This is a genomic window from Ktedonobacter sp. SOSP1-85, from assembly GCF_016587415.1.
Classification (GTDB): Bacteria; Chloroflexota; Ktedonobacteria; order Ktedonobacterales; family Ktedonobacteraceae; genus Ktedonobacter.
The window spans coordinates 1499647-1525992 of the sequence record NZ_BNJI01000003.1 but is presented as its reverse complement, the minus strand read 5'-3'; the positions used below and the strand labels follow the sequence as shown (position 1 = coordinate 1525992).

Sequence of the window (26346 nt, the reverse complement as noted above, 5' to 3'; positions counted from 1 at the left end):
CAATGCCACACATGGGTAGAGTATTTATGCGACAACCTTCATCCTCTTTGTGAGCCTCAACAACTTGCGCAGACCGCGTTCTGTACGCAACGCTGGATTCGCGAACTCGTCGATCCCAAAGTTGATAAAGGCCAGGCCCGCACATAGTACAGCGACACAGAGACCCGGTGGCACAAATTGCCACCAGCCACCAGAGAGCAGCGCATTCTCAGACTGTGCCCAATACAGAATTACACCCCAGGTGGGAGTCGTGGCATCGCCCAGACCCAGGAACTCCAACGCGACCTCTGTCAGAGCAGCATAAATGAAGGTGCCCACAAAGCCGGATGAGACAATGGCGATCTCATTAGGCAGGATTTCGGAGAAGATGATCCGCCAGGGTCTCTCGCCCATGAGTCGGGAGGCACCCACGAACTCGCGCTGGCTGATCGAGAGCGTCTGCGCGCGCAGGACACGCGCCCCCCAGGGCCAGCTCGTCAACAGGAGCACCGCGATGATCGTCCATGTTCCCTTCACGGCAAAGGCCGCGATGACGATGGCCAGGGGCAGCCCTGGCAACACCAGGAAAATGTTGGTCAGGAAGGAGAGCACATCATCGACCCAGCCGCCAAAGTAGCCTGCGGTCAAGCCTATTACCATAGAGAGCAAGGTTGAGCCAATCGCCGCAACAAAACTGATCAACAGCGAGGAGCGCGTACCATAAGCCAGTTGTGCGAAGATATCTTCACCGCGTGGCGTTGTACCCAGCCAATGTTTAGCTGAAGGACCTTGAAACAGATCATTTGAAAGCCCGGTCGGATTATAATGGGCAAGGAAGGGACCGACCAAGCCTAACAAAACAAAGAAGCCCAGAATACAGAAACCAGTCGTCATACGTGGATTGACAGTTACAACCGAGACGAACGTCTTCCAGAGGCTCTGCTTCTTCGCGGGCACAATCACGGTTTCGGGACTCGCTGTTGTTAAAATGCCTGGTGCAACAGGTTCATTGAGCACGCCCTGTGTGTTGGGCGGCGTTCCTCGATCTATCCCCATCAGTTAGCCCCTCTCATTCCGCACGCGTGGATCTAGAAGCATATATACGATCTCAGATATGAAGTTTGCCGCCAGCATCGCAAGCGCGATAAACAGGAAGATGCCCTGGATAAGGCTATAATCGAGATGATGGATGGCATTAAAGAGGTCGAAGCCGACCCCCGGATATGAGAAGACCATCTCCGTAAGCAAGGAACCACCCACAACATAACCCAGCGACATACTAAAGCCGGTGATGCTGGGGAGAATAGCGTTACGCGAGGCATAGGCCATCATGACGCGACGGTCAGAGAGTCCTTTGGCACGCGCCATGTGCACATAATCTTCCGAAAGCGTGGTAATCATTGAGTTACGCATACTCAGCATCCAGCCCGCGATCGAACTAATGACAATCGTGGCGGCGGGTAAGATTGCATGTTGAATCACACCAGCAATAAAGACCGGGTCCCAACTAGGACCAATGTCGCTCGTCGTGTCATAACCCGAGTCAAGCGGGAAAAAGCTGTTGCGGAAGGCAAGCAGGTAGATTAGTCCAAGCGCCAGCCAGAAGTAAGGAATAGCGGAGAAAAAGGTCAACAAAGGGGCGGCAACGGTATCAAGCCAGGAGCCACGGCGCCAGGAGACAAGCACACCTAGGAGTGTGCCCAGAAGAAAACTAATCACCGACGCCGTACCAACCAGGCCCAGCGTCCATGGGATATCGGAGGCAATCACCGAGAGCACGGGTGAGGGAAAATGCGAGATCGAGATGCCCATTTTCCCCTGGAGCAGGTTTGTTAGATACTGGAAATACTGAACAGGCAAAGGCGCATCACTTAAACCAAACTGGACGCGCAACGCCTGGAGCGTGGCCTCGGTAATATTTCCTTGCCCACGCAAGTTAGCGACGTATGCCTGGATCGGATCGCCTGGCATCAACCTGGGCAGGATAAAATTAATCGTAACCGAGGCCCACAATGCGGCCACATAGAAGATTACGCGGCGGAGCAAATGACGCATTGGGGTTCCTTTTTCTAGTCCATGCAAGCATGGACCCTACGTGTTCTAGTAAGCATGGACTCTACAAGTTCAGTCACCAACATGGACCCTACAAGGTATGTAGGGTCCATGCTTGCATGGACTGCAAACCGGACCCTACAGGTTGTATTACCTAGCTATTTGCTGGTGACAGGTGGAGAACGATGTTCTCGTTGTCGGGTGCATCGAACGGCGAGCCATACGCGTATGGGTTGTTCTGGTCGGGCCAGCCCACAGCGTTCTTCGTCGTATACTCGAACCAGCCAACATTGTAGTCCAGCGGGATAACCGGCAACTGATCAACCATGATCTTCTCGATGCCCTGAATGGCCTGTTTCTGCGCATTCGGGTCGGCCGAAGCCAGGTACTGATTCAGCAGTTTGTCGGTGGCAGAATCCTGCCAGTGTTCCCAGTTGGTCGAGCCGCCAGCAATCGCCTTGCCATTACTCCAGGTCTTGTCGCTGCGCAGCAGGTCGACAAAGGTGAAGTACGGAGATGGACCTTTATCTGTCCAGGAGATGGCGGCATCATAGTCGCCCTTATTCAAAGCTGCCGTGTAAACATCGGGTGTAGCCAGGGAATTAGGCTTCGCGTCAATACCAATCGCCTTCAGGTTATCTGAGATAACCGCGAGCGTGGCCTCCCAGTCAGCCCAGCCGCTAGGCACAATCATCTGGAAGGAGATTTTCTTGCCATTCTTCTGATAGATGCCATCGCTTCCCTTGGTGTAGCCAGCCTCTTTTAACAGAGACTCAGCCCTGGCGGCGTCAGGCGAGAACTTCGCGTTCTGATAATCAGAAGAGAGGAAGGCCTTGTGAGAGGGCAGCACAGCCGTCGGGTTGGCGGGATCGGCGTAGAGTGCGGCCTTCGCATGAATGTCATCGCGGTTGATCGCAAGGCTGATGGCCTGGCGAACCTTGAGATCATTAAAGGGAGCGCGTGTCAGGTTCAGGTACAGCATGACGGTGTTATTGCCAGGGAACCAGTGATGATAGTGCTGGGGATCAACCTGGGTAAAGCTGGCATCATACTTGGGATCCCAGCCCACACCGGCCCAGTCAATCTCACCCTTAGAGATCTTCAACTGCGCAGCCGTATTATCGCTTGTGGCCAGGTAACGCAGTTGGTCAATCTTTGGCAAGCCCGACTGCCAATAGCTGGAATTCTTCTGCAAGGTATAAGCCTGTGGACCAAAGGACTTCAGAGTGTAGGGACCGGTGCCAACTGGCTTATCATTGGTGTATGTTGCCGGGTCAGACACCGAGGACCAGGTATGCTTAGGAACGATGTAGAGCTGGGAGAAGTTCCAGAGTGCGGTGGAATTGGGACTCTTGAAATCAACCTTGACGGTATTAGAGTCAGGGTTTGTAACATCTTTAATGACAGCCGTCCAGAGGCCCTGCTGATCGAGAGCGGGGTATTGCTTCAAGAGATTAAGCGTGAAAGTGACATCATCGGCGGAAAAAGCCTGGCCATCATTCCACTTGACACCATTACGAATCGTGAAGGTCACACTACTGGCGTCGTCAGCAAGTTTGTGGTCAGACGCAAGCATGTTGGTGACGCCGCCATCATAGCGATTCATGTAGATGAGTGTCTCGTAGATCATGCCCTGCGCGCCATACATCGCGCCATTACTGGGGTCGATAAACGGATTGAAGTTACTGGCCTTAAAGTTTCCATTGGGCGAGGCCAGAACATTCAGGGTCGTCGTCTTCGAGCCTGGATTGCTGGCATTGCCACCACCACATGCTGAGAGCAGCATGGCAAAGATAGCGACCAGCGAGAACAGGACCATCCTGCCTTTGCCGTGGCCCCCTTTACGAGGGCTTCGCGACGATACATTGGGAGTCATACAACCTCCTCAGTCAAAATATCAACGTTGATTTGGTAAGAAAATCTCTGCTGCGATGAATTTGTAGCCATAGTGTATCTGGAGACCAGCCAGTAAGGCAGGCAACAAAAGTAGTATTTGTGGGTTTATTTTTTTAAGTAGGCGTAGTGGCATGGACTACGGGCCAACCCATAGTCCATGCCACTACGCCTACTTAAAATATGCTTAACCCCTGTTGAGAAGCGGAAAATAATGTAACTAGACATATTTATGGATGTGTATTATAGTATACATACCGTTAGGTAACCCTGGGAACCAGAAAAGCATCTGACATCGATGAACACACATGGCTATCTCCCTATAGGCACACACTCATGCCCGACTTACCAACACCCTTAACCACAAATACAAATATGCCGCGACCTGAACCAGAGAGCAGAGATATCTTCCTGGTTCACTTAACGCCCCTTATTGGGCGCGAGCGAGAAATAGCCTCGGCAGTTACGTTGCTGCGCGAGCCGGCTATGCGTTTACTTACTATTACTGGTCCCGGGGGAGTGGGTAAGACGTGCCTGGCTCTACAAGTCGTGGCAGAGCTTGAGCCTGCATTCTCCGATGGTGTACGCCGCATCGCCCTGGCCTCAACCTCTTCCTCCGAGTTATTTATACCCACCCTGGCGCAATCGCTGGGTCTCGTAGAATTCGATGAGATGCCGCTCCTGGAGCGCATCAAACGTTATCTGCGCGAGAAGCATGTCCTGCTCCTCCTCGATAACTTTGAGCAGGTCATCGCTGCGGCGCCGCTTATTACGGAGCTGCTCGCGACCTGCCCGGCTCTGAAAATTCTCGTAACCAGCCGGGAGGTACTGCACCTGCGGGCGGAACACGAGTTTGCCTTGCCTCCACTAGCCTTACCAGATTTAAAACTTGCGACCGACCTTGAGGCCCTCGCGCAAAACGCGGCAGTCGCGCTTTTCGTCCAGCGTGCGCGCTCCGTCAAAACCGATTTTCAACTCACGGCTGAGAATGCGCAGACGATAGCTGAAATTTGCACGCGTGTCGATGGCTTGCCTCTGGGTATTGAGCTAGCTGCGGCCCGCATCAAAATTCTACCGCCAGGAAAGCTACTCGCTCGCCTGGAACACCGCCTGCAAGTTCTTACGCATGGAGCGCGTGACCTCCCTCGCCGCCAGCAAACGCTGCGCGCCACCCTGACCTGGAGCTATGAGCTTCTCGATCCGCAAGAGCAAAAGCTCTTTCGCAGCCTCTCCGCCTTCGTGGGCGGTTGCACGCTGGAGGCCGTCGAGCATCTCTGCCAGGCCATCGATGCCGATGAGGGTGATCCGCTCACGCCTATCACCTCGCTCATCGATAAGAATCTGTTGCGCATGGTTGAGCGCACCAACGAAGAGGCGCGCCTGGTCATGCTGGAAACCATTCGCGAATATGGTGAGGAGACGCTCCGAGCCAGTGCAGAGGCCCAGGCGGCTTATGATGCCCATGCAATGTACTATCTCGCCCTGGCGGAGGAGGCCGAGCCACACCTGCGCCAGGCCCAGCAGGTTCAATGGCTTGAGCGTCTCGAACAAGAGCATGATAATCTGCGCGCCGCCCTCCAGCGCCTCCTGACCCAACCCCAAAGCGAGTTGGCACTACGCTTAGGGAGCGCGCTCTGGCGCTTCTGGCTCATTCGCAACCATCAGAGCGAAGGCCTTCAATGGTTAGAAAGGGCCTTGCAGAGCATGAAGCCCGCCCGGGTCGCAAAGCATATCCTGGCACGTGCCTGCTATGCCGCTGGCGTCCTGGCGGACAGCCAGGGTCTCTACCAGCGCGGAACCGAGTTGCTAGAAGAGGCCCTGGGTTATTATCGCGAGTTACAGGATCAAAGAGGCATTGCCACAACACTGCATCAACTCGGCTGTTCCTATGCCCGCACCTCACCTTTTCAGGGTCATGCTCTGTTCGAAGAGAGCCTGGCTATCGCGCGCACCCAGGAGGATCTCTATACCATCGCCGATGTCCTGGCATCTCTGGCCGATGAGGCCGTCGCGCTGGGTTATCATCTAGAAAAAGCCCGGACCTACTACGAGGAGAGCCTGGCCATCGCCAGGCGCTTGCAAGATAAACGTAGTATCGCCTACCGCCTGAGTAAGCTAGGCCAGGTTTTAACGCACCTGGGTAGCTATGCTCCTGCTTACCAATTGCTCACCGAGAGCCTGAAGATCCATCGCGAGGTCGGCGATCGCGTTGGTATCGCCTTCGTCCTCGTTCCCCTGGGCATGCTGACGTTCTATATGGGAGATTACTCAGCAGCCCAAACATGGTTCGCGGAGAGCTCAGCGGTCTCTAGAGAACTGGGCAATGAGAATAAGATTGCTCAGTATCTTGGGACATTGGGCGAGGTTGCCCTCCACCAGAAGGGCGAGGATCAGGCCGCGTGGACGCTTTTGGAGCAGAGCCTGGCGATCTTTCGCGAGACAGAGAACGAAGAGAGCATCGCCTCCCAGCTCTTTACTCTCGGCAGCGTCGAGTTTAATCAGGGTAACCTGCAACTCGCCATAACCTTACTCAACGAAAGCCTGGCAAGCATGCGTCGCCTGGAAAACCATGCCATGACCGCTGCCTCGCTCAATATGCTAGGTCACGTTGAGGCTCATCGCGGCAACTATGACGCGGCACACACCTACATGGAGGAGAGCCTGGCGATCTCACGCGCCATTAACGACCGCGAAGTTATCTCGCCCCGCCTGATCCAGCTTGGCCTTGTCGTCCTCAACGAGGGCCAGAACACGCAGGCCCGCCAGCTCTTTACCGAGGGACTCAATATTGCACGCGAAGTCAGCGATAGACGTCAGATCGCCGATGCCCTGGGTGTCATGGCCCTGCTCTACATGATCGAAGGCGACTACGAGACCGCGCAGAGGCTCCTGGAAGAGAGCTATAGCGAAAACGATATCCAGACCAATTACTATCGCCTGGCCGACCTCGGCATGCTCGCCCTTCTTCGAGGCGACATGGCGAAAGCCCGAACCCTAATCGTAAAAAGTCTGGAGATCTCCATCCAGATTCGCAATCGCTGGTTCATCGCCTCCTGCCTGGAGCGCCTGGGCGAAATCTGCGTGGCCCAGGGACAGCCCGAGCAAGCGGCACGCCTCTGGGGGGCCGCAGCTACCCTGCGTAGCGCTATGAGCGCCCCTATTCCGCCCATCGAACTCGCTTACTATCAGCTTGCCCTGGCACAGGCCCAGACCCAGCTGGGAGAGACACGCTTTCAAGCCGCCTGGCTCGAAGGCCAGCACATGACTCCAGAACAGGTGTTTACGCAAGAGAAGCAACCCGCAGTTGACACTCAGGTATCTCAGGCGCAACCAACCACATCGACTCTCACCCACCTTAATGACCTAACCGAACGTGAGGTCGAGGTCCTGCGTTCCGTCGCCACTGGCCTTACCAACGCCCAGATCGCCGAGCAACTGGTAATCAGCCCGCGTACCGTTCAGGCCCACCTCAGCTCTATTTATAACAAAATTGGCGTCTCCTCCCGCAGCGCCGCCACCCGTTATGCTCTCGAACACCACCTGACCTGAGAAACCTCATGTGGTATATAGTGATGTGGACCGTGGGCGAAAGATATGTGGTATGGTGACGTATCGTGTATCCTCTCATACGTAGTGTATGCTGACGTGGACCATGGGCTTTTGCCCATGGTCCACGTCAGCATACACTACACAAAAGCGAGCTTGCGAGCGTAAAAGAGAGTATGGAGTGAGTACGCATATAAGCTTATATGCGTACTCACTCCATTTTTTTCGCTACCATTAAATTAGGCATATATGCGGATGTGCCAGGCACCCTTGATCAGGTACAGTTGAGGTTGTTAGAGAGGCTCTTTATTGCATAATTCTTCATAGATGAGGAGTTGCGGGCTATGCTGCGACAACCTATACCACAGGTCTTTGACGACCACTTATACTTACAAGACTACTTACAAGACCATCCACGGGGCTATACACAACACACAACACCGAGAGTCACAGTCGGATCACATCAGTGGTATACCTGGCTCGCCGATGCTCAGAACAAGTCCTTCACCTTCAAGAGCCACTTTGGCTCCTTCACTGCTCGCCACGAGCGCCAGCGTAATAGCTGGTACTGGTATGCCTATCGCAAGCAACAGGGCAGAATTCGCAAGATGTACCTGGGGAGGCCACAGGAACTTACTGCCGAACGCCTCAACTCTATCGCGATTAATCTCTGTACCTACTCTTCCTGCCAGCACAACTACCAACTCTTCGAGGCCAAGTTGCGTACGCCATCCCTGGCCAGGGACGTTTTGCCTCGCCCCCGTCTGCTCGCAAAGCTACAAAACAGTCTGGAGACAGGCCTGACCGTTATTTCCGCCCCTGCCGGTTGGGGCAAGACGACCCTCTTACGTCAGTGGCATAACGAGGTAGTCTCGCAGGGTTGCGCATGTAGCTGGCTCTCGCTAGACAAAGAGGACAACCAGGCTATCAGGTTCTGGTCACACTTTATCGCGGCCCTCGAACAAGTTATGCCTGGCCTCAGTGACCTGGTATCCATTGAGCTTTTTTGCGCACATGCGACTCTGACGCAGGGTCTACACACTCTCCTACATGCACTTGACAGACTTTCTACGCCTGCTACGCTGGTACTCGATAACTATCATGTGCTCTATGCACAGGAGATCCACCAGGCACTCACAACACTTATTGAGCTGATGCCGCTCCAGCTTCACCTCGTGATCGTCTCGCGCACACGTCCAGAGTTACCCCTGGCCCGGCTACGCGCGCAGCGGCTCCTGAATGAGTTGCATATGGATGATTTGCGCTTCTCGCAACAGGAGATGCTTCAACTCCTGCCGCGACTGCTCGCGCAGCCTCTCACCACGGAACAATACGTCACCCTGGCAACCCGCGCCAATGGCTGGATTACGGCCCTGCACCTGCTGGTAGCTTCTATCCATGAGGGGGGAACTATAGAGGAGGTATGCGCACTTCCCCAACGCCATCTCAACGATTATATGGTGGAAGAGGTACTGCTACAACAGCCCGAGGAGGTACAGCGCTTCTTACTGGCAACCGCGCCTCTAGATAGCTTCGATATCTCGCTCGCCAGCGCGGTCTCACTCCAGGCCAATAGCGAGGCTATGCTCGACTATTTATCACGACATAATATCTTCATTGAAGCGCAAGATTCCCAGAGAGGCTGGTTCCGCTATCAGCCTTTGTTCGCAGAGGTCTTACGTGGCTACCTGCGCCAGCATAGCGCCTCCCTGCTCCCTGAGCTTTACCTGCGCGCCTGCACCTGGTATCAACAAAATGGCCTGCTCAACAACGCGCTCTACTACGCCACACAAGCCACCGGAAACGCAATGATTGCCCTACCCCAGGCGGATAACCAGCTCGGCAATCTGACAAACTATTATCCTATGGTCCAGACTATACCAACCCTGAAGCACGCAAGGCGCAAGCTATTTACGCAACGCGAAAACGAGGTCATTGATCTGCTATGGCAAGGAGCTTCCAATCGCGAAATAGCCGCGAAGTTAATTATCAGTGAGGGGACAGTGAAGAAGCATGTGGCCAATATCTGCGGTAAGCTTGAGGTAAAAAGTCGGACGCAGGCGCTCGCTAAACTTATGCCTCAGCTCACGCCTGCATTAAACTCTAGAGACGTACCAGCATCTCGTGCTGGCTAAAGAACTCGGTGAAGCCAAGCCTGAGACAGCGTGCATATAGAGCGCTACTCGCGGGTTCATTGTAGATCTGAATCTTCGCATGCTCGCCCGCGGCCTCGCGCAACAGGCTCGCCAGCTCCGTGTCAGTCAGTTCGCTCTGTAGCACGGCGGCCTGCACACGGATGACGCCTTGAGAGCGCTGTATGACCAGGCCATTCATACCACGACCAGGGCCGGGCGCGACAATCGTCTCAGTGCTCAGCGCCAGCAGGCTCGCCAGTTCACGTCCCCAGCAGGGAAGCTCCGCGTCCTGACTCAGCCAGGGTACTAGTGCCTCAAGCGGCACACGCTCAACATGCAGTGACTCAGCCTCTGGTAGCGTCGCGGTCGCGACTTCGAGTCCCAGTAGCCGACGACGAGCGACAAAGCCAGCCTTCTTGTAAGTCTTGATCGCGCGCTCATTCTGGGTTAAGACTTCCAGTTGCAGCGTCTCAAAGTTAGCCTCGCGAGCTACATGCACCATCTGCTCTGCCAGGAGATGACTTACGCCCCTCCCACGAAAGGCGGGCGCAATCCCAAATCCTCCACACCAGGCACGCGTCCCACGTACTCCCAGGCGTGCCAGGCCTACAAATTCGCCTTCAGTGCTATACATGGCAATAGAGTGATTGGCATCGATATGATTGATGCGCCAGAAATCTGCAAGCATCTGCGGCGTCATATGCATAGGAAAGAAATAATCGGTAAAGCTACTATTATGCATCTCGCTCAACTGGGCGAATGTGTAGTCCGTCACATCCATAAAAAGATATTCGCTCATACGTTTGGTCTATTCCTTCCTCACCTCTTGATTTTTTTTGGGATAAAGTGCTAAAATCCCAAGCATAGCAGTCGGATATTAGCGTACCCTAATGTCAATATTTGCTGGCACTATTTGCCGACGCAGAAAAACAAAAATACATATACATGTCGTGTCAATCCTGCCCTCTTTAAGGGATACAGATACTCACGACGAAAGGATTCAGTTGTGCCTACAGGAACCATTGTCCTTCTAGGGGCTTTCGCCGGATTTACTATTTACCTCGGTCTCCCTCTGGCCTTTCTCAAAAAAGCTCCGCAGTCGTTCAAGACTTTTGCCAGCATGCTGGCGGCGGGCGTACTGGTTTTTCTCTTCTATGACGTGATCAGCAAGGGTTCAGAGCCCATCAATAGCGCTATAGAAACCTTGAGCCAGAAGCATACTGGTGCCAGCACTGTCTTCCTCGAAGCTTTCTTGATGATCGTAGGTTTTCTAGTTGGCCTGTTAGGCCTCGTGTATTTTAATAAATATATCATCGCGCGCTACAAGCCTGGCAAACGCGTAATTATCGAGGCTGATAGCGCTGAGGCATCGCCTGCGCTTGTTGGGGCTGCCGCGAGCAAAGCCGCCATGTCAGCGCAGACGGAGCAAGCCCAGACCGTGGCGACAGGTGGTGCTGTGGCGACAGCGATCAAGTCAGCCAGGACACCATCTCCCAAACTGCTAGCGCTCATGATCGCTATCGGTATCGGCCTGCACAACTTTTCTGAGGGCCTGGCTATTGGTCAGTCAGCGGCCACAGGGGCGCTCTCGCTCGCGGCCATCCTCATCATTGGCTTTGGCCTGCATAATATGACGGAGGGCTTTGGCATCGCTGGTCCTCTCATGAACGAGACCGTCTCCTGGAAGTTTATCACCCTGGTTGGGCTCATTGGTGGTGGCCCAACCTTCCTGGGTACCGTTGTCGGCATGGCCTTCCAGTCCGACTTACTCTTTATCCTCTTCCTGGCCCTGGCGGCTGGCTCGATTCTCTATGTAATCGTAGAACTGCTCGCCGTCGCCAAACGCATGGCCTCCAATGAAATTATTATGTGGGGCCTCTTCGTCGGCTTTATACTCGGCTATATCACTGACCTCATCGTTACCTACGCAGGAGCGTAATACCCTCACCCAACATCAAAAAACTGCTTAAAGGCTTTCTGGCTTGTAGAGACCCAGAAAGCCTTTTCTCTTGCTAAAATTACTGGCTGACCTTAAGTTTTAGCAATTGTGTTCGATATGTATAAGAGAAGGGCATTACCAGCTCAAACACAAACTCCTATGAGAGTCTCTTCCTTATTAAGGGCTATACACATATACTGCATGGTGCTTGCAGTTACGAGCCTCACATAAAGTGATGTGCTCCAGCGGCTAAAACCTCGAAGGAGGCTTATATGCACACAATCAAGCACAAAAAATCAACCTCAACGCTCCAAGAACGGGTTTCGCAGCACCCTGCATCTTCTATTGAGCAGAACACTTGGCGCATAAATCCAGACAATCAGGGTTTCTGGAAACGCCTGTATGCGTTCTGGGGAGCCTCAGCCTTTACACCGTCATATCTGCCAGCCCCTCTACGCCGACCTTTAGCTGGCTATATGTTGGCTCTACTGCTGCCTTTCCTGACCGTTCTGGGCATCTTTTACCTCAAAGACATCGCCCCTGAATTAAGCTTTGTTAGCGCGCCCGTAGTGCTAGGCATTCTCATCGTCTCTCTGGGCTGGGGGGCGCTTCCAGGCCTGCTTGCGACACTCTGGGGTACGTTCCTGCTAGGCTTCCTGGTCCTGCCGCCGCATATCTCGTTGGCACTTGAGCAGATTGAGTCTTTCTATAGCCTGCTTATGCTTGCCCTGGTTGGCCTGGGCATAACCCTGCTAAGCACACAGGTACAGCGTGCGCACCACCAGACCATCAAAGCCCGCGCCGATGCAGAGGCTGCACGCGCGAATCTCTCGCGCATACTTATGCAAGCCCCTATTCCCATTATCGTCCTGAGCAAAGATGAGCAGCGCGTTGAACTTGTTAATCCCAATGCCTGGCAGGCTTTTGGTCAGCGCCCGATTCTAGGTAAAACCTTACAAGAAGCCCTGCCTGAGTATGCCTCTCAAGTCACGCCCGTGATTCAACAAGTACGTACAACTGGCAAAGAGCATTCGATTGTCGAACATCGTGTTCTTGTCGATCAGCACAACGACGGCTCCCTGGTTGAACAGTACTATAACGTAGCGTATCAGCCTTTGCTTGCTTCTGATGGGAACGTCGATGGTGTGATTATCATCGGCTCCAATGTTACCGAGCAAGTGCAGGCACGCTATAAGGTAGAGCACCTATTGGCTGAGCTAGATAACTTCATCAGTGTTGTAGCACACGAGTTACGTACGCCAATTACCGCAGCAAAGATGTGTGTTCAGATCTCTGAACGCAAGGTACAGCGCGTGCTTGGCAGCCAGCCACAGGCGGAGGAGAAGAGCGACCTGCTGTCTCTGCTACGGAAGAATCTCCAGCGCATCGAGCATCAGCTTGATCTGCAAAACCGCCTGGTTCATGATCTCCTCGATGCCTCGCGTGTGCGCGCCGACCGCATGGAACTGCGCCCGCGTCTATACAATCTCGTCGAGAGCCTTCAGGATTGTGTCGAGGATCAACGCACACTGCATCCTGATCGTAGGATACAGCTCATAATGCCTGAGGAGGCTGAAATACGGATCAAGGCCGATCCCGAACGTGTGCAACAGGTCATCAACAACTACCTGACCAACGCGCTGAAATACTCTGACACCGATAAGCCCGTCGCCGTCGAGGTTGTCCTGAAGTCAAACGCGGTCTCTGTTTCTGTACGTGACGAGGGACCTGGACTGAATGAGGAACAGCAGAAACGAATCTGGGAACGCTTCTATCGCGCCCCCGGCATTCATGTACGCAACGGTTCCGGGGTCAGTCTGGGCCTGGGCCTCTTCATCTGCCGCTCAATTATCGAGCGCCAGGGTGGACGCGTCGGTGTTACCAGCACCCCGGGCCTGGGCTCAACCTTCTGGTTTACCCTCCCCTTAAGCAACTCATAATCTTAATAGTGCGAGGCCAGTCGGCAGCCTGTGGCTGTCAACTGGCCTCGCACTATTTTTACGCTAGTTATCAAGTCCCTTGGGGGCATGGCGCTTAATGACGCGTTCATTGGCTACCATGACCTTCTCCACTTCGTCAGCCTCCGCGACTACTTCGTACCCACCATACAGGAATGGCTGCACAAAGAAGTCCTGCGCCAGGATATGGTGAATACCATAGTGGGGATGGCGGTGATGGACATCACACAACACCATCATATTCGCCTCGGAATCAACAAAATCCTCAAGAGATTCGTAATCCTTGACCTGGGGAAAGATGTGATGCACCTTCTTTGGATCGCAGGCGTTCAGCAGGCTCCTCTCGATTGGATAGTGGTGCGTCTCAATATCCTGCGCGCCAAAAGGATTCTCTTTGGCATCTTGCAGGGTTGAATTACGCACACCGCAGATCGCGCAGGGTGTGTCCAGAACATGCACCAGGTGATGATGCGTGCGTTGGTAGATTGGCGTCTCCTCACGCGGGGGATGAGGCGGCGTCATCTCAATATGCGTGACATCTTCGATAGTCGTATGCACATGCATCAACGTTTCGCTCGGCGCACCATCACGCTCAACCTTCTTGACCTTAATGTCCTCGGTAATGCGCTCATGAACCTCGGTCGTCGTCTCGCCCTTCCTCCGCTCGACCTTCACGTCTTTCTGGATATTTTCACGTATACGCGTCTCTTTGAGACCCTTGGGGGTCACCTGAACCTGATCTATCTCCACTTGCTCATCCACATGCGCGCGCGCATGCTTCTTCGCATTATGCGCCGCGTGAGGAGTCAGGCGCAGATGGGCCAGCCCTGGAATAGCCTTGAGAATGGGATCAAAACGGAGCGGCTTAAACATCATGTTTCTCCAAAGACGTTCTTAAAATTATGTTCTCAAAAATTAATATAAATAGCAACCAAACAGGCTCATCTATCTTAAAATCGATGGATGAGCCTGTCAAGAATATATGGCCTCTGTAGGCGAAAACAACTATTAGCTGTAGCGACATTGCTCCTCTGCTACAATTGATCAAAACGTACTTCAGGATACGCCGAGTCCGGGCCGCGCAATAAAGGCGAAGGCTTCCGGTTGAGATAGGTGTCAAAGAAGGCCCGTACATAAGCACTGGTAATACTTAATCCTCGTGCTCCATCAATGGGACCAAGTATACCCATAAGCTTAAAGGGCGAAAACATGACCGAGAAGTCAGAGAAATTCATGTGTTTCATGCCTTCTACGCCAAGTATGTATTTCTCGCCCGTGGGTACCCTTCTCAGCACAGAGCGAGCTTGCGTAAACAGGTCCTTGCAGTCGTTACAATCGTCTGTAGTACCATGATGCATAAAGAGGAATGGCTTTGTAAGCCCTTGCTGCACAACATCGCCAAAGAGGTTTCCATCCAGGTCGATGCCAGCCTTGCAACGCTCGTCCAGGTGACAGACCTCCGCGGCGGTCGCTCCACCGAAAGAGTGCCCAAAGAGGCCCAGGCGCTCCAGATCTAACCTGCCAGCAAACAGGCTCTGCCCGGAACTATTCAAGCGCTCTAGTTGATTCATAACGAAAATTGTATCCGCGGCCCAGACCTTCTCAATCTGCTGGAGATGCGCATTGATAACGTCTGCCGGGTCGGAGTCGCTGCCGCCTTTTCCCTCGTCAGTCGCCTGGACCACACGGCCATCGGAGAAGGCCACGACGGAGGCGCTATAGGTTGGCGCGATGCCTACGACAATATAGCCATGGCTTACCAGGTCCTCAATCAGGGTAGTATAGTCTGTAGGCAAGAGGCCCATGCCAGGCGAGAAAATCAGCACTGGGTAGCGAGCCTGGTTCGTGGCAAATGGCACATTCTCAAATGCATGTGCGCGAATAGTCTCAGCCCGCGAAATAAGCCAGTCTCCAAAGAGAGAACCGCCATGATACTGGTCCCAGGCCTGCGCCCACGTAGAGGGAAGATAACTTGCTGCCTCTTTGCTCGCGCCTGACTGCTCGGGATACCAGACCCAGACCATCAGTTCTCGCTTGATCCCAGGCTTATGGGCAAAAGTCTCGGTCCGCGTCTGATCGACCCAGTCAAATACGGTTCGCCCAATCGTATACGGGCCGCCTGGCTTTGGCAATTCGCGCGCCGTGTGGCTCATGATGCCACAATAGATCAATCCACCTCCCCCAAGCACTATGCCTCCAAGAATAAGACCCCCAGCCACCTTTAACAGCAGCCCTCCCCGCTTCCGCAAAAGCTTTCTTAAAAAGGTCATACAGCCTCCTCCATGAGGTACACCGTTCAGCTCTGGCCCGTTTCGTGGGCCTTGTAGGTAGGAATGTGGCGTGTTTTTGCGGGCTGAGCCCGCAAAAACACGCCACATTCCTACCTTATTAACAGAATAGAGGAAAGCAATTCGACCAGGCAATGTTCTGCTACAGTATCTTAAAATGAAGACACATATGCCTATGTGCCATCCGTTCAGACGGCCAGCCGTCTGGGGAGAACTGCCGCTCCCGCTACTCCTCGCCCCACTTGCAAAGGGTCGGAGCTACTTTTGCGTAAAATGTTGTAGGATCCGTTGATATCGGCATGAATGAGGCGCCCATCCCTGGCGCGATACCAACTGCGAGCCACACGCTTGCCTGAAAACACCGGCTTCTCAGCAGCGTTTGCCTCATAGGTTGGGATGGAGTCGCCGTCCAGAAAACTGGCCTTGCTGGTGTAGCTTTCTTCCTGAAGGATAACCCTGATCCCAACCAGGTGCGCTTTGTAGGTCAACTGCTCAATGAAACGGGCATGGGGAAGCTGCACAAACTGCTGATTGTTCTTGCGCCCCATGCTCACCTCTTGTTTCCACAAGGGGTTCTTGCCAATCACCAGCGTCCCGATGCCTTCGCTCACCAACAGATCAATGATCCGACGGCTGGCCGTGTGCAGGTACGCATCCACACGGCGATTGCGCTTCGTCGTCACACGATCCAGGTGACGGGAGGTGTATCGGTTCTCATGCGCGAGGCGTTGCTGCTGCTTGGCGCGCTCTTTGTTGTAGCACTGATTGAGGCTTTTGAGGGGTTTGCCACTCACCAGACGAGGCACAAAACCAGGTTTGTCGCTGGTGATGGCTGCCAGCACATTGACGCCCACATCCACGGCTGCTCGAAGCTGGGGGTTGACCGCAGCTGGTTGGATGTCCCGCTCATAGACGACCTCGACCATGTAGCCATCGGCGCGCGGAACGATGCGAACCTGCCTGATGGCTTCCCAGGTGATCTGGGTCGCGATCTCGATGGGCAATCCTGATGGGACGAGCTTGCCCGTGCGCTTGAAGGCCCTCTTGCCCAAGGCTTTTTTCTCGTAGATGAGCAGGAAACGGCCCTTGGTTTTGTCTTTATAGCCAGGGATCTTGGGGCGTCCCGTGAAGGCAGAGGGGTCTTCGCGGTAAGCCTCCATCCCTTCAAAAAAGCCGCTCCAATTGTGGTGGAGCTGAATCAGGATGGCGTTACTGACTTTGCGAGGCAGGGCACAATAGGCCTCATGCTGTTTCAAGCGATGAAAGATGGCAGGGTAGGGCAGATAGGTTCCCTCATGAATGAAGGCCTGCCGAACGTGGTAATTGGCCTGGTTATAGAGGTTTTTGGAGGCAAAGGCCACCTGGTCAATGGCGGCAAAGCGTGCATCCTGATGACGAATGAGATGTCGTTCAACCAACTGCATCAGGTGGCCTCCTGCCTTTCCAACACCACGTCCTTCGAGTCGATGTGCCAATCTTTTGTCGCTTCATACAAGAACATTCTTTCCAACTGAACTCTACCAGAGACGTCTCCAGTTGTCAACATCTGGCATCATTGCTTGGAAACGTTTTTAACACCTTCTTTCAGGCTCTGGGTGCTTAAAATTCAGCACTTAGAGTAGCAGTAGACAAAAAGAGCGCTGGAAAGCACTTGTATGCTTCTCCAGCGCGTCTATCAAACAGGGATGGTTAGTAGGTTCTCCTCTGGCTCTCCCTGGCATAAGGCTCCTCGACCCGACTATAGTCATGCACAAAGTAGCCCACATAGGCAGCAATTACGCCGACGACCAGGTGAAACACATGACCCACGGCATTAACATGCATTACGCCAAAGAGCATACCATGTGAGTAAAATGCTGGATAGACCAGCCCCGCCAGGCCAATCACCAGGTACACCACGCCGAAGATCTGATTAAACAGGCGTGGCCAGCCGGTAAAGGCCGCGATAAGCCCCAGGAGTCCAGTTACCAGGTGCACAATATTGTGCACACGATCTACGTCTAAACCAAGCAAGCTGCGTTGCGCCATACCGGGAGCAATAAAGAAGCCCACGAGTCCAATTACCGTAAACACAATACCAATGATCAGGGCGACCCGGCGATTAGCGGTCCAGGTCGATCTCTGCTGTAATGGTGCTGCCATGTGTGCTCCTCTCTTTCACGATGAAAGCTCGCCAAAACATATTTTACCGAGGGCACACGCCTGACCAGGACAAAAGGTAACTGAACTATTTATCTACCCCTCTATGCTGATGACTATGATGGTAAGTTGCATACGCTATCCTCATTCTCAAGACAACTCGCCACTACGTGGCTCGCAAGGGTATGAGGGATGTGGTGAAGAAATGCCTGCGGCCTTGCTTCACCACATCCCTCATACCCCATAAGAATCTTAATCCCCTGCAAGTAGGACTGGAGCTTCGCGCTGGGCAAGGTAGCGATGTAATTGTTCTTCAGCTTTGATGCTCACCATGAAGGTCACGACATCTCCCGCCTCAATAACACTGCTTCCACGGGGGAAAAGTAGTTCACCTGAGCGGCGAATTGAGACCACCAGGGATTCAGGCGGTAGCTGCGCCTCGCGGAGCGCGACCCCTGCCAGGCGCATGCCCGGCTCAATCGTCGTCTCAATCATGACCGTACCCTCTACCAGGCCACGCATGCGCCGCACATCCTTAGCGACAGTCTCGCGATAGAGATGCACAATATCTGCGACCGAGATCAAACCCAGCACGCTGCGGTCGCCGGTCAGCCCCTCGGCATCTATCACAGGCGCCCAACTTACACGACGCGTACTGAGCCCCTCCAGCGCCTCATCAAGTGTGCCATCTGGATAGAAGGTCAGAACGTCGTTATGCATCACCTCATTAATAAAGCGTTGCGCGCGCTCCTCGCGCGGGATACGCTCGATATCCGCCATCGTTAATACACCCACCAGGTTCCCAGCCTGGTCTATAACTGGCGCGCCACTTGCCTTACGCTGCCCAAGCAGTTCCTCAGCCTGCGAGAGGAACTGTCCAGGTATGAATCGTAGCATGAGCGGTTGCATCGCCTTCTGGACAGAGAGGGTCGAGAGCAGCGGGAAGGAGAGTTGCAGACGGTGCGCGGGCGAGTCGGCCCGTGTTGGTACCTGGCTGGTATACATCGTGGTGCCACCCACCAGGATAGTGGCGATGCCAACCGCGATCATCGCGGGCGCCAGCATCGAGAGGTTTCCGGTCATCTCGGCGACCATCAGCATGACCGCCAGCGGGGCATGCGCGATTCCACCAAAGAGAGCCATCATACCCACAATCACAAAAGGCGCGGGCGTCGCGGGCAGGCCAGGAAAGACATGGTAACAGAGCCGCCAGAAGCAGGCACCCACCATACCACCAATCACCATGCCCGGACCAAAGATGCCACCTGAGCCACCCGAGCCAATCGAAAGACCCGTGGTGAGAATCTTGGCAAAAGGGAGAAGCAAGATCACCCACAATGGGAGTGAGAGCAGGCCCGGCCCCATACTGACCTGAACCCAGCCATAGCCCATGCCCAGCGCCTGCGGCATCACCAGCCCGATCAGGCCCACAAACAAACCGCCGATCCCTGGCTTAAACCAGTTGGGCAGCTTCAGGCGATGGAAGATATGCGTGATGCCATAGAAACCACGCGCATAGAGCAAACCCAGCAGACCACAAAGCACACCCAGGACAACATAGTAGAGCAACTGAGGCGGCGAGGTAAAGGCCAGATTGGGTGGAGTGGCAAAGATGGGCTGCCAACCAGACCAGGCACCAAAGACGCTATAGCCAATGATGGAGGCCATCAGGGCGGGAATAATCGCCTCTACCTCCAGATCATCCTTATAAAGGATCTCAGCCGCCAGGATTGCTCCCCCCAGGGGCGCACGAAAAATAGCACCAATGCCGGCCCCAATACCGGTTGCAAGCGCGATACGCCGATCCTGGACATCCAGGCGCAACACATTAGCAAGGATCGAACCAAAGCCCGCACTGATCTGCGCCGCAGGCCCCTCGCGTCCCGCCGAACCACCCGTACCAATCGTAATCGCCGAGGCCACCAGTTTGACCAGGGGGATACGCGCTCTAATGGCTTTACCCTCGTGGAAAGCGGCGATGGCCGCATCCGTTCCATGCCCCTCTGCCTCAGGCGCCAGGTTAAAGACGATAATACCTGAGATCAAGGCACCAACGGTCGTCACAACGGGCAGGAGCCAGGGACGCGTCGCCGACCAGAAGGACATCACGGTCGTCTGTTCGCCCTCGCCAGCGGGGCCGGGCGGAAGATAGCCGATAAGACGCCCCAGGAAGAGGTCAGTCGCAAAGTGAATGGCCGCGTAAAAAGCGATGGCCCCCACGCCCGCCACCAGGCCAATCAAAGTGCTGATGAGCAACCACTTCAGCAGATAGCGTGGACTTTCAAAACTGCGCCGGCCTCGCCTGATATAAAAGAGGCGCCGCAAAAACGTCACAATAGCGGGTGCATTCATAGACCAGGGATAACCTCCTGTAAAAATTCTTGCCCCCTCATTACAATTCTTCTACCAACAATTATGAGTGGGCGGTCGTTCAATAAAAAGTAAAAAAAAAAGCATGGTATTGTACCCTTATGCAGAGGCAATACCGTGTAGCACCATTTCAGCGACCTTGCTGGCCTGCTGGAGAATAACCTGCTCGGATTGTCCGAGCACATTGGCTGAGAGCACAAAGGACTCCATAAGCGAGAGAATCATAAGCGCGGTCGATTCTATGTTTGCGCAGCGAATTTCGCCTCGTGCCTGGCTCTGCTCCAGCATAAAAGCAATGGTCGCCAGGTAATCCCGCATCAGTTTGGTCGCCTCAGCCTGGAAGGCCCGATTGACGCCGTAGAGGGCGCTCATATAGACGTTGAAGTTATCCCGCTCCTCCTGGGCGAGCTGCACAAAAGCGCAGAAAAGACGCTCCAGGCGCTGTTGAATACTCCCATCGGTCGCGAGGGCCGCGCGAATCGCCATCAGGTGATCTTGCGCGATATAACGCAGCATGGAGAGAAAGAGCTCACGCTTATTCTCGAAGTAGAGGTAAATGGTCCCTTTGCCAATGCCCGCCTGCTCGGCTATCATGTTGATGTTGGCCTGATCGAAGCCCAGGCGCGCAAACTCGCTCGCCGCCTGGCGGATAATATGGCGACGCGTGGCCTCGCGCATCTGCTCATCAACAACTTTTGGCATAGGCTTTCTTCCCCTTCAACAAGGCTTCGTCGCATACAGCTATCTTATAAAAAATGGGCTACTGGTCATTTATTTCTCTTTTAGTATAGATGACCGCCAAACCACTGTCAAGTGAACAAGCTAGTGACTCGCTGATCTGCGTATCTGCTCGCGGTAGGTGGAGGGGGAGACACCGACATAGCGTTTGAAGGCGGTGCTAAAAGCAAAAGCGTTGTTATAGCCTATACGCCAGGCTACCTGCTCGACGCTATAGGAGTCACTGGAGAGCAGGGCCATGGCGCGGCGCATGCGTAAGAGGGCCAGGTACTTCATTGGGCTCTGGCCCAGTTGTTGCTGACAGAGACGGCGCAGTTGCTCGCCGCTGATCCCCAGTCGCGCCGCCAGCTCCTCACCAGTCCAGTCGTTGCTGATGTCGTTATTCACGGTCTCCCAGAGCTGCTGCAAACGCCGCTCCTGGCGCTCCGGACCAACAATGCGTTGGGCATACAGGGCGATAAGCTCGGTCCAGTGTTGCATGGCCACCTGCTCCGCCTGGTCCATATACTCCCGGTAGAGGCCCGCGATGACGGTGGCCAGGGGCTGCGGGTCAACCTGGATCTGGCGTGGACTCTCACCTGTAACGCTTGCCTGCTCAAGGCTGTCATCATAGGCAACCCAGCAGACGGTCCAGGGTACCTCTTCGGCAGCGTAGTAGGCATGTAAGGCTCCTGGCGGCGTGAGATAGGCTGTGCCAGGTGTACAGCGCCGCCATTCGTTCTCTACCAGGATCATGCCCCAGCCCTCCAGACAGAGTAGCACCTGGCTGGTTGCCGGTCGCTGGCGCACAAAGCGGAATGGTGCCTGTGCTTGCGATATGCCTACCAGGCCGATTCTATGCAAAGCAAAGGCCTGGCATGCCTGCTTGCCTACCATTTGCTCATGTGTATGTGACCCAATGATGTGGGTTTCACAAAGGTCTATTTGGAATTCACTCATGGACTCGTCTCTCATTTCGCTGTATTCTACCATAAAGAAGAAACACTGTAGTTCGATTTCACAAAGGAGAGATCCTATGAGCATACCTCGTCCAGAATACCCTCGCCCTCAATTTGTCCGTTCTGAGTGGCTTAACCTCAATGGTGAATGGCAGTTTGAGATCGACGCCGGTGATAGCGGCCTTGAGCGCGGATTGGTGCAGCGTGAACTACAAGATCGTATCCTCGTTCCCTTCTGCCCTGAGTCCGAACTCTCTGGCATCGGCAACACCGATTTCATGCCCGCAGTCTGGTATCGCCGTACCCTGACCATTCCCAGTTCCTGGGGTGAGCAACGCGTGTTACTCCACTTCCAGGCCGTTGATTACGATACCACCGTCTGGGTCAATGGTACTGAGGTAGCTCGTCATCGCGGCGGCTTCACGCCCTTTAGTTGTGAGATCCCCTCTGGCCTGGCTGGTAGTGATGTGACTATTGTTGTGCGTGCGCGTGATACCGCGCAGCCTCCCCAGCCACGCGGCAAGCAGTCCCAACGCTATGAAAACTACTCCTGCCTCTACACGCGCACAACCGGCATCTGGCAGACGGTCTGGCTGGAGCCAGTCCCCTCCGTCTCGCTCAAGCGCCCACGCATTACGCCCGATGTGGCGCATGGCTGCTTCCACCTGACCCAGCCTCTGAGCGCCCTGGGCACGGGTTTAACCCTGCGCGTACGCCTGAAAGATGACGCGGGCGAGGTCTGCACCGTGAGCGCGCCCGCCGACTGTGATTTCTCTCCCAAGGTGACGCTGCCTATTCCCGAGGAGCGCCGCCACTACTGGTCCACGCAGTCTCCCTATCTCTATGACCTGGAGATCGAACTTCTCAACGGAGAGACGACCGTTGATTCCGCAACCAGCTACGCAGGTCTGCGCAGCGTGACCATAGATGGCAAGGCCATCAAGATCAATGGCCAGACAGTTTTCCAGCGCCTGGTGCTCGACCAGGGCTACTATCCCGATGGTATCATGACCGCGCCCAGCGATGAGGCCCTGGTCCATGACATCAAGCTTGGCCTGCAGGCTGGCTTTAATGGAGCGCGCCTCCACCAGAAGGTCTTTGAGGAGCGCTTCCTTTACCATGCGGATCGCCTGGGCTACCTGGTCTGGGGCGAGTTCCCCGATTGGGGTTGCGGTGGGTATGGACGCGAGGATAATCACCAGCAGCCTGGCGCGACCTATGTCACTCAGTGGCTAGAAGCGATTGAACGCGACTACTCTCACCCCTCGATCGTGGGTTGGTGTCCTCTGAATGAGACCTGGCAGATCCTCACTGACCGCACCACCGTGCTCGATGACGTTACCCGCGCAATGTTCCTGGCTACCAAGGCCCTGGATAGCACACGCCCAGTCCTCGACACGTCTGGCTACAGCCACCGCGTTCCCGAGACCGACATCTACGATAGCCATGACTACGAGCAGGACCCAGCCAAATTCGCGGCCAATCACGCCGGAACCGGGGAGAATAAACCCTTCATTAACCGCCACCGCGAGCAAGAGATCTCCGTCCCATACCGCAACCAGCCGTACTTTGTCAGCGAGTTCGGTGGCATCTGGTGGAACCCTGAGGTTGAGCCAGGCAAAGATAGCTGGGGCTATGGTGCCGCACCCAGGTCCCTCGACGAGTTCTATGACCGCTTCAAGGGCCTCTGCGACATCCTTCTGGATGATGCCGCGATGTTCGGTTACTGCTACACTCAGCTCACCGACGTCTACCTGGAGCAAAACGGCATCTATACCTTTGACCGTAAAGAGAAGTTCGATATGGAGCGCATTCGCGACGTCCAGACGCGCATCGCTGCCATCGAGAAAATCTAATGAGGGAAACAAGCGACAGGGGAGGTTGCGGGCAGCGCCCGCAACCTCCCCTGTCGCTTATTTCCCTCATTGTAACTTATAATTATAAGTAGCGGCAACAGGCTTAATATTCATAGGAGGAAGACATGGACGATCAGGAAGCGATGCGCCTGGCCATTGCTCACGCGCACTCGGTTGAGGGGCGTACAGCACCACGCCCACCCGTAGGGGCCGTTGTAGTGCGAGATGGCGTCATCGTAGGGCAAGGAGCAACCTCGCCCCCTTACGGACCCCACGCCGAGGTACACGCTCTCAACGAAGCGGGCGAACTGGCACGAGGGGCCGACCTCTACGTCACACTTGAGCCATGCTGCGTCACGATTCACACGCCACCCTGTACCAGGGCCATCCTGGCCGCTGGCATTCGGCGCGTCATCGTCAGCTCGCTTGATCCAAACCCCCTGGTCAGCGGACAGGGTCTGGCTCTGTTGCGCGAGGCTGGGGTCGAGGTGGCAGTAGGCGTCGGGGCCGAGGAGACAAATGAGATCATTCGCCCTTTCGCCACCTTTATACGCCAGCAGCGCCCCTATGTGACCGCCAAGTGGGCCATGACCCTCGATGGCAAGATTGCAACCCACAGTAGCGATGCCTACTGGATCAGTGGACCAGAGGCCCGGTGTTGGGTTCATAACCTGCGTGACCGCGTGGACGCTATCCTGGTCGGCTCTGGCACGGTCCGCGCCGACGATCCTCTGCTAACAGTACGCCTCACGGACGAGGAGCGCCTCTATGCGCGCGCTCCCCGCCAGGGGCCTTTGCGCGTCGTCCTGGCCTCACAGGGGGCGCTATCAGCGCAGAGCAAGCTGCTCCAGCCTGACCTGGCGAGCGGTACATGCATTATCGTGGAAGAAGACTGCCCAGTAGAGCAACAAAAACGGCTACGCGACACTGGCGTCGAGGTCATTCAGGTAGCCAGCAACAAAACTGGCCAGTTGGATCTCACATCGACCCTCTCCGCCCTGGCCCAGAAGGGCGTGATGCATGTGCTCATCGAGGGTGGCAACAGCACATTGGGGAGCGCCTTCGACCAGCAGCGTATTGACCATGTCGCGGCCTTCATTGCCCCCAAGCTTGTTGGAGGCGAGGCCGCACTCTCGCCCCTTGGAGGAAAAGGACTCGCCGTCATGCGCGAGGCTCTACAACTCCAGCAAGTACATATACAGACCATCGGCAAAGACGTTCTGATCGAAGGCGAACTCTCCTACGGAATATAATAATGCGGCTAATGCGGCCCTGGTCGTCTCCAACGATCAGGGCCGCATTACTACAAAACTCCTACGGAAACTTCTGCACAAAAAGCGAAGCGTTCACAAAGGAAGGCTGCTGCCCATCCTGAGGAAATTGCAGGTATACCTGGCTATCCGCGCGGTTTTGCAGCGTAAGGAAGCTATTGGCTGGCAGAACCACAAGCGCCAGGCCAGTATTCTGCTGATACTGATCGCCGGAAACGTAGGTCGCTCCCACAATCTCGCTCGTCCCATTGAGGAAGACACTAAACTGGTTGGGACCAAAGCCGGATACCGAGAACTGAATCAGGTAGAGTCCAGTGCTCGCAATAGCAATCTTCTCCGGGCTGGTCGTCGTACTATGTGCAATACCCGCCGTCAACAGGCCAGTGTTGTTGAAGACAATCGCGCCCCGCGCAGCAACAATCTGTGGTCCCGTATTAAAGACATAGCCCGCGGCGCCACTCACGGTCGGTGGAGGAGGCGGAGGTGGAGTCGTCTGGGGCACGGGTGGTGGCGATGAGGGGGTCTGGGGCAAAGGCGCTGCCAGGTGTTGGCTCTGTGGTTTTGTCTGTGAACCAGGATATCCACCCGGCCCCGGTTGCGGAGAACCAGGATGGCCATTGGGACCTGGCTGTTGTCCAGGGTTGCCATTCGGATACTGCTGGCCAGGTCCCGGTTGTTGACCAGGGTATCCACTCTGGCCTGGCTGCCCGGGATATCCATTCGGACCTGGCTGTCCAGGGTACCCTCCCGGTTGCGGAGAACCAGGATACTGCTGTTGCCCGGGATAGCCGGGATACCCATTGGGGCCTGGCTGGTCAGGGTATCCTCCTGGTCCTGGCTGTGGATAGCCAGGATAACCTCCTGGTCCCTGAGGACCTGGATAACCCCAGGGGCCTGGATACTGCCCTGGATACCAACCAGGTCCTTGCGGCCTGGGATAGCCCCAGGGGCCACGGTAGGGTCCTGGATACCCTCCCGGCCCCGGTCTTGGGCCAGGATATCTGCCGGGTCCCTGCTGTCCTGGATACCCATTATGACCTGGAAAATTAGGATAGCCGGGATAGCCATTAGGGGCTGGAGAATTGGGCTGAGTGTTCGTATTTTGCGGACTATACCCATTGCCAGGCGACTGCCCCGGCTCAGGATGACCACCCGATGCCTGGGGGAAAATGGTCATGATAAAATCTTCTTCATTTGTGGTTTCGTCCTGGTCAAATGATTCGTTCAAGGCATCTTCCACTCTT

At 55.0% G+C, this 26346-nt stretch carries 18 protein-coding genes; 6 read left to right on the top strand and 12 right to left on the bottom strand.

Going from position 1 to position 26346, the window contains the following annotated elements; translation table 11 throughout:
- Positions 1-24: 24 nt before the first annotated feature.
- From KTE_RS44655 to KTE_RS44645, 3 genes are all read right to left on the bottom strand, one after another.
- On the bottom strand, positions 25-1035 hold the full coding sequence (locus tag KTE_RS44655) for an ABC transporter permease (RefSeq protein ID WP_201375808.1): 1011 nt from the start codon (positions 1033-1035) through the stop codon (positions 25-27).
- Between the two features lie 3 nt (positions 1036-1038).
- On the bottom strand, positions 1039-2034 hold the full coding sequence (locus tag KTE_RS44650) for an ABC transporter permease (RefSeq protein ID WP_201393696.1): 996 nt from the start codon (positions 2032-2034) through the stop codon (positions 1039-1041).
- 151 nt (positions 2035-2185) lie between these two features.
- Positions 2186-3907, bottom strand: a complete 1722-nt coding sequence (locus KTE_RS44645; RefSeq protein WP_201393694.1) for an ABC transporter substrate-binding protein — start codon at positions 3905-3907, stop codon at positions 2186-2188.
- Between the two features lie 353 nt (positions 3908-4260).
- Between KTE_RS44645 and KTE_RS44640 the strand changes: the two genes are divergently transcribed.
- On the top strand, positions 4261-7473 hold the full coding sequence (locus KTE_RS44640; protein ID WP_201393692.1) for a tetratricopeptide repeat protein: 3213 nt from the start codon (positions 4261-4263) through the stop codon (positions 7471-7473).
- 341 nt (positions 7474-7814) lie between these two features.
- Complete coding sequence (locus KTE_RS49290; RefSeq protein WP_305068568.1) at positions 7815-9605, top strand: LuxR family transcriptional regulator; 1791 nt, start codon at positions 7815-7817, stop codon at positions 9603-9605.
- Here the strand turns inward: KTE_RS49290 and KTE_RS44630 are convergent.
- Positions 9574-10404, bottom strand: coding sequence for a GNAT family N-acetyltransferase (locus KTE_RS44630; RefSeq protein WP_201393690.1), 831 nt, complete (start codon positions 10402-10404; stop codon positions 9574-9576). The two genes, KTE_RS49290 and KTE_RS44630, sit on opposite strands and share 32 nt — an antisense overlap.
- A gap of 207 nt (positions 10405-10611) precedes the next feature.
- Between KTE_RS44630 and KTE_RS44625 the strand changes: the two genes are divergently transcribed.
- Entirely contained in the window at positions 10612-11544 is a 933-nt protein-coding gene (locus KTE_RS44625) for a ZIP family metal transporter (protein ID WP_201393688.1), read from the top strand.
- A 272-nt stretch (positions 11545-11816) separates the two neighbouring features.
- On the top strand, positions 11817-13484 hold the full coding sequence (locus tag KTE_RS44620; protein WP_201393679.1) for an ATP-binding protein: 1668 nt from the start codon (positions 11817-11819) through the stop codon (positions 13482-13484).
- Between the two features lie 63 nt (positions 13485-13547).
- On the opposite strand, the gene KTE_RS44615 is transcribed toward KTE_RS44620, so the two are convergent.
- From KTE_RS44615 to KTE_RS44585, 7 genes are all read right to left on the bottom strand, one after another.
- The gene (locus tag KTE_RS44615; protein ID WP_201393678.1) at positions 13548-14378 is read right to left on the bottom strand and encodes a hypothetical protein; all 831 of its coding nucleotides are present in this window, start codon (positions 14376-14378) and stop codon (positions 13548-13550) included.
- Between the two features lie 158 nt (positions 14379-14536).
- Positions 14537-15772, bottom strand: coding sequence for a hypothetical protein (locus KTE_RS44610; protein WP_201393676.1), 1236 nt, complete (start codon positions 15770-15772; stop codon positions 14537-14539).
- 206 nt (positions 15773-15978) lie between these two features.
- The gene (locus KTE_RS44605) at positions 15979-17214 is read right to left on the bottom strand and encodes an RNA-guided endonuclease TnpB family protein (RefSeq protein WP_201393674.1); all 1236 of its coding nucleotides are present in this window, start codon (positions 17212-17214) and stop codon (positions 15979-15981) included.
- Between the two features lie 265 nt (positions 17215-17479).
- On the bottom strand, positions 17480-17932 hold the full coding sequence (locus tag KTE_RS44600; protein ID WP_201393672.1) for a DUF4383 domain-containing protein: 453 nt from the start codon (positions 17930-17932) through the stop codon (positions 17480-17482).
- A 249-nt stretch (positions 17933-18181) separates the two neighbouring features.
- Positions 18182-20281: a chloride channel protein gene (locus KTE_RS44595; protein WP_201393670.1), complete on the bottom strand. Its 2100-nt coding sequence runs from the start codon at positions 20279-20281 to the stop codon at positions 18182-18184.
- A 117-nt stretch (positions 20282-20398) separates the two neighbouring features.
- Entirely contained in the window at positions 20399-21001 is a 603-nt protein-coding gene (locus KTE_RS44590) for a TetR/AcrR family transcriptional regulator (RefSeq protein WP_201393668.1), read from the bottom strand.
- A gap of 120 nt (positions 21002-21121) precedes the next feature.
- Positions 21122-21976: an AraC family transcriptional regulator gene (locus KTE_RS44585; RefSeq protein WP_201393666.1), complete on the bottom strand. Its 855-nt coding sequence runs from the start codon at positions 21974-21976 to the stop codon at positions 21122-21124.
- Positions 21977-22052: 76 nt separating this feature from the next.
- Here KTE_RS44585 and KTE_RS44580 point away from each other — a divergent pair, with 76 nt between their 5' ends.
- Together KTE_RS44580 and ribD are read left to right on the top strand one after the other, a co-directional pair.
- A complete protein-coding gene (locus KTE_RS44580) occupies positions 22053-23831 on the top strand; it encodes a glycoside hydrolase family 2 protein (RefSeq protein WP_201393664.1) in 1779 nt (592 codons plus the stop codon).
- A 125-nt stretch (positions 23832-23956) separates the two neighbouring features.
- Positions 23957-25084 carry a bifunctional diaminohydroxyphosphoribosylaminopyrimidine deaminase/5-amino-6-(5-phosphoribosylamino)uracil reductase RibD gene (gene ribD, locus KTE_RS44575; protein ID WP_201393662.1) on the top strand — a complete coding sequence of 376 codons (1128 nt, stop codon included), beginning with the start codon at positions 23957-23959 and terminating at the stop codon, positions 25082-25084.
- Positions 25085-25145: 61 nt separating this feature from the next.
- Here ribD and KTE_RS44570 read toward each other — a convergent pair whose 3' ends face one another.
- Positions 25146-26330, bottom strand: a complete 1185-nt coding sequence (locus tag KTE_RS44570) for a hypothetical protein (protein ID WP_201393660.1) — start codon at positions 26328-26330, stop codon at positions 25146-25148.
- Between the last annotated feature and the right edge of the window lie 16 nt (positions 26331-26346).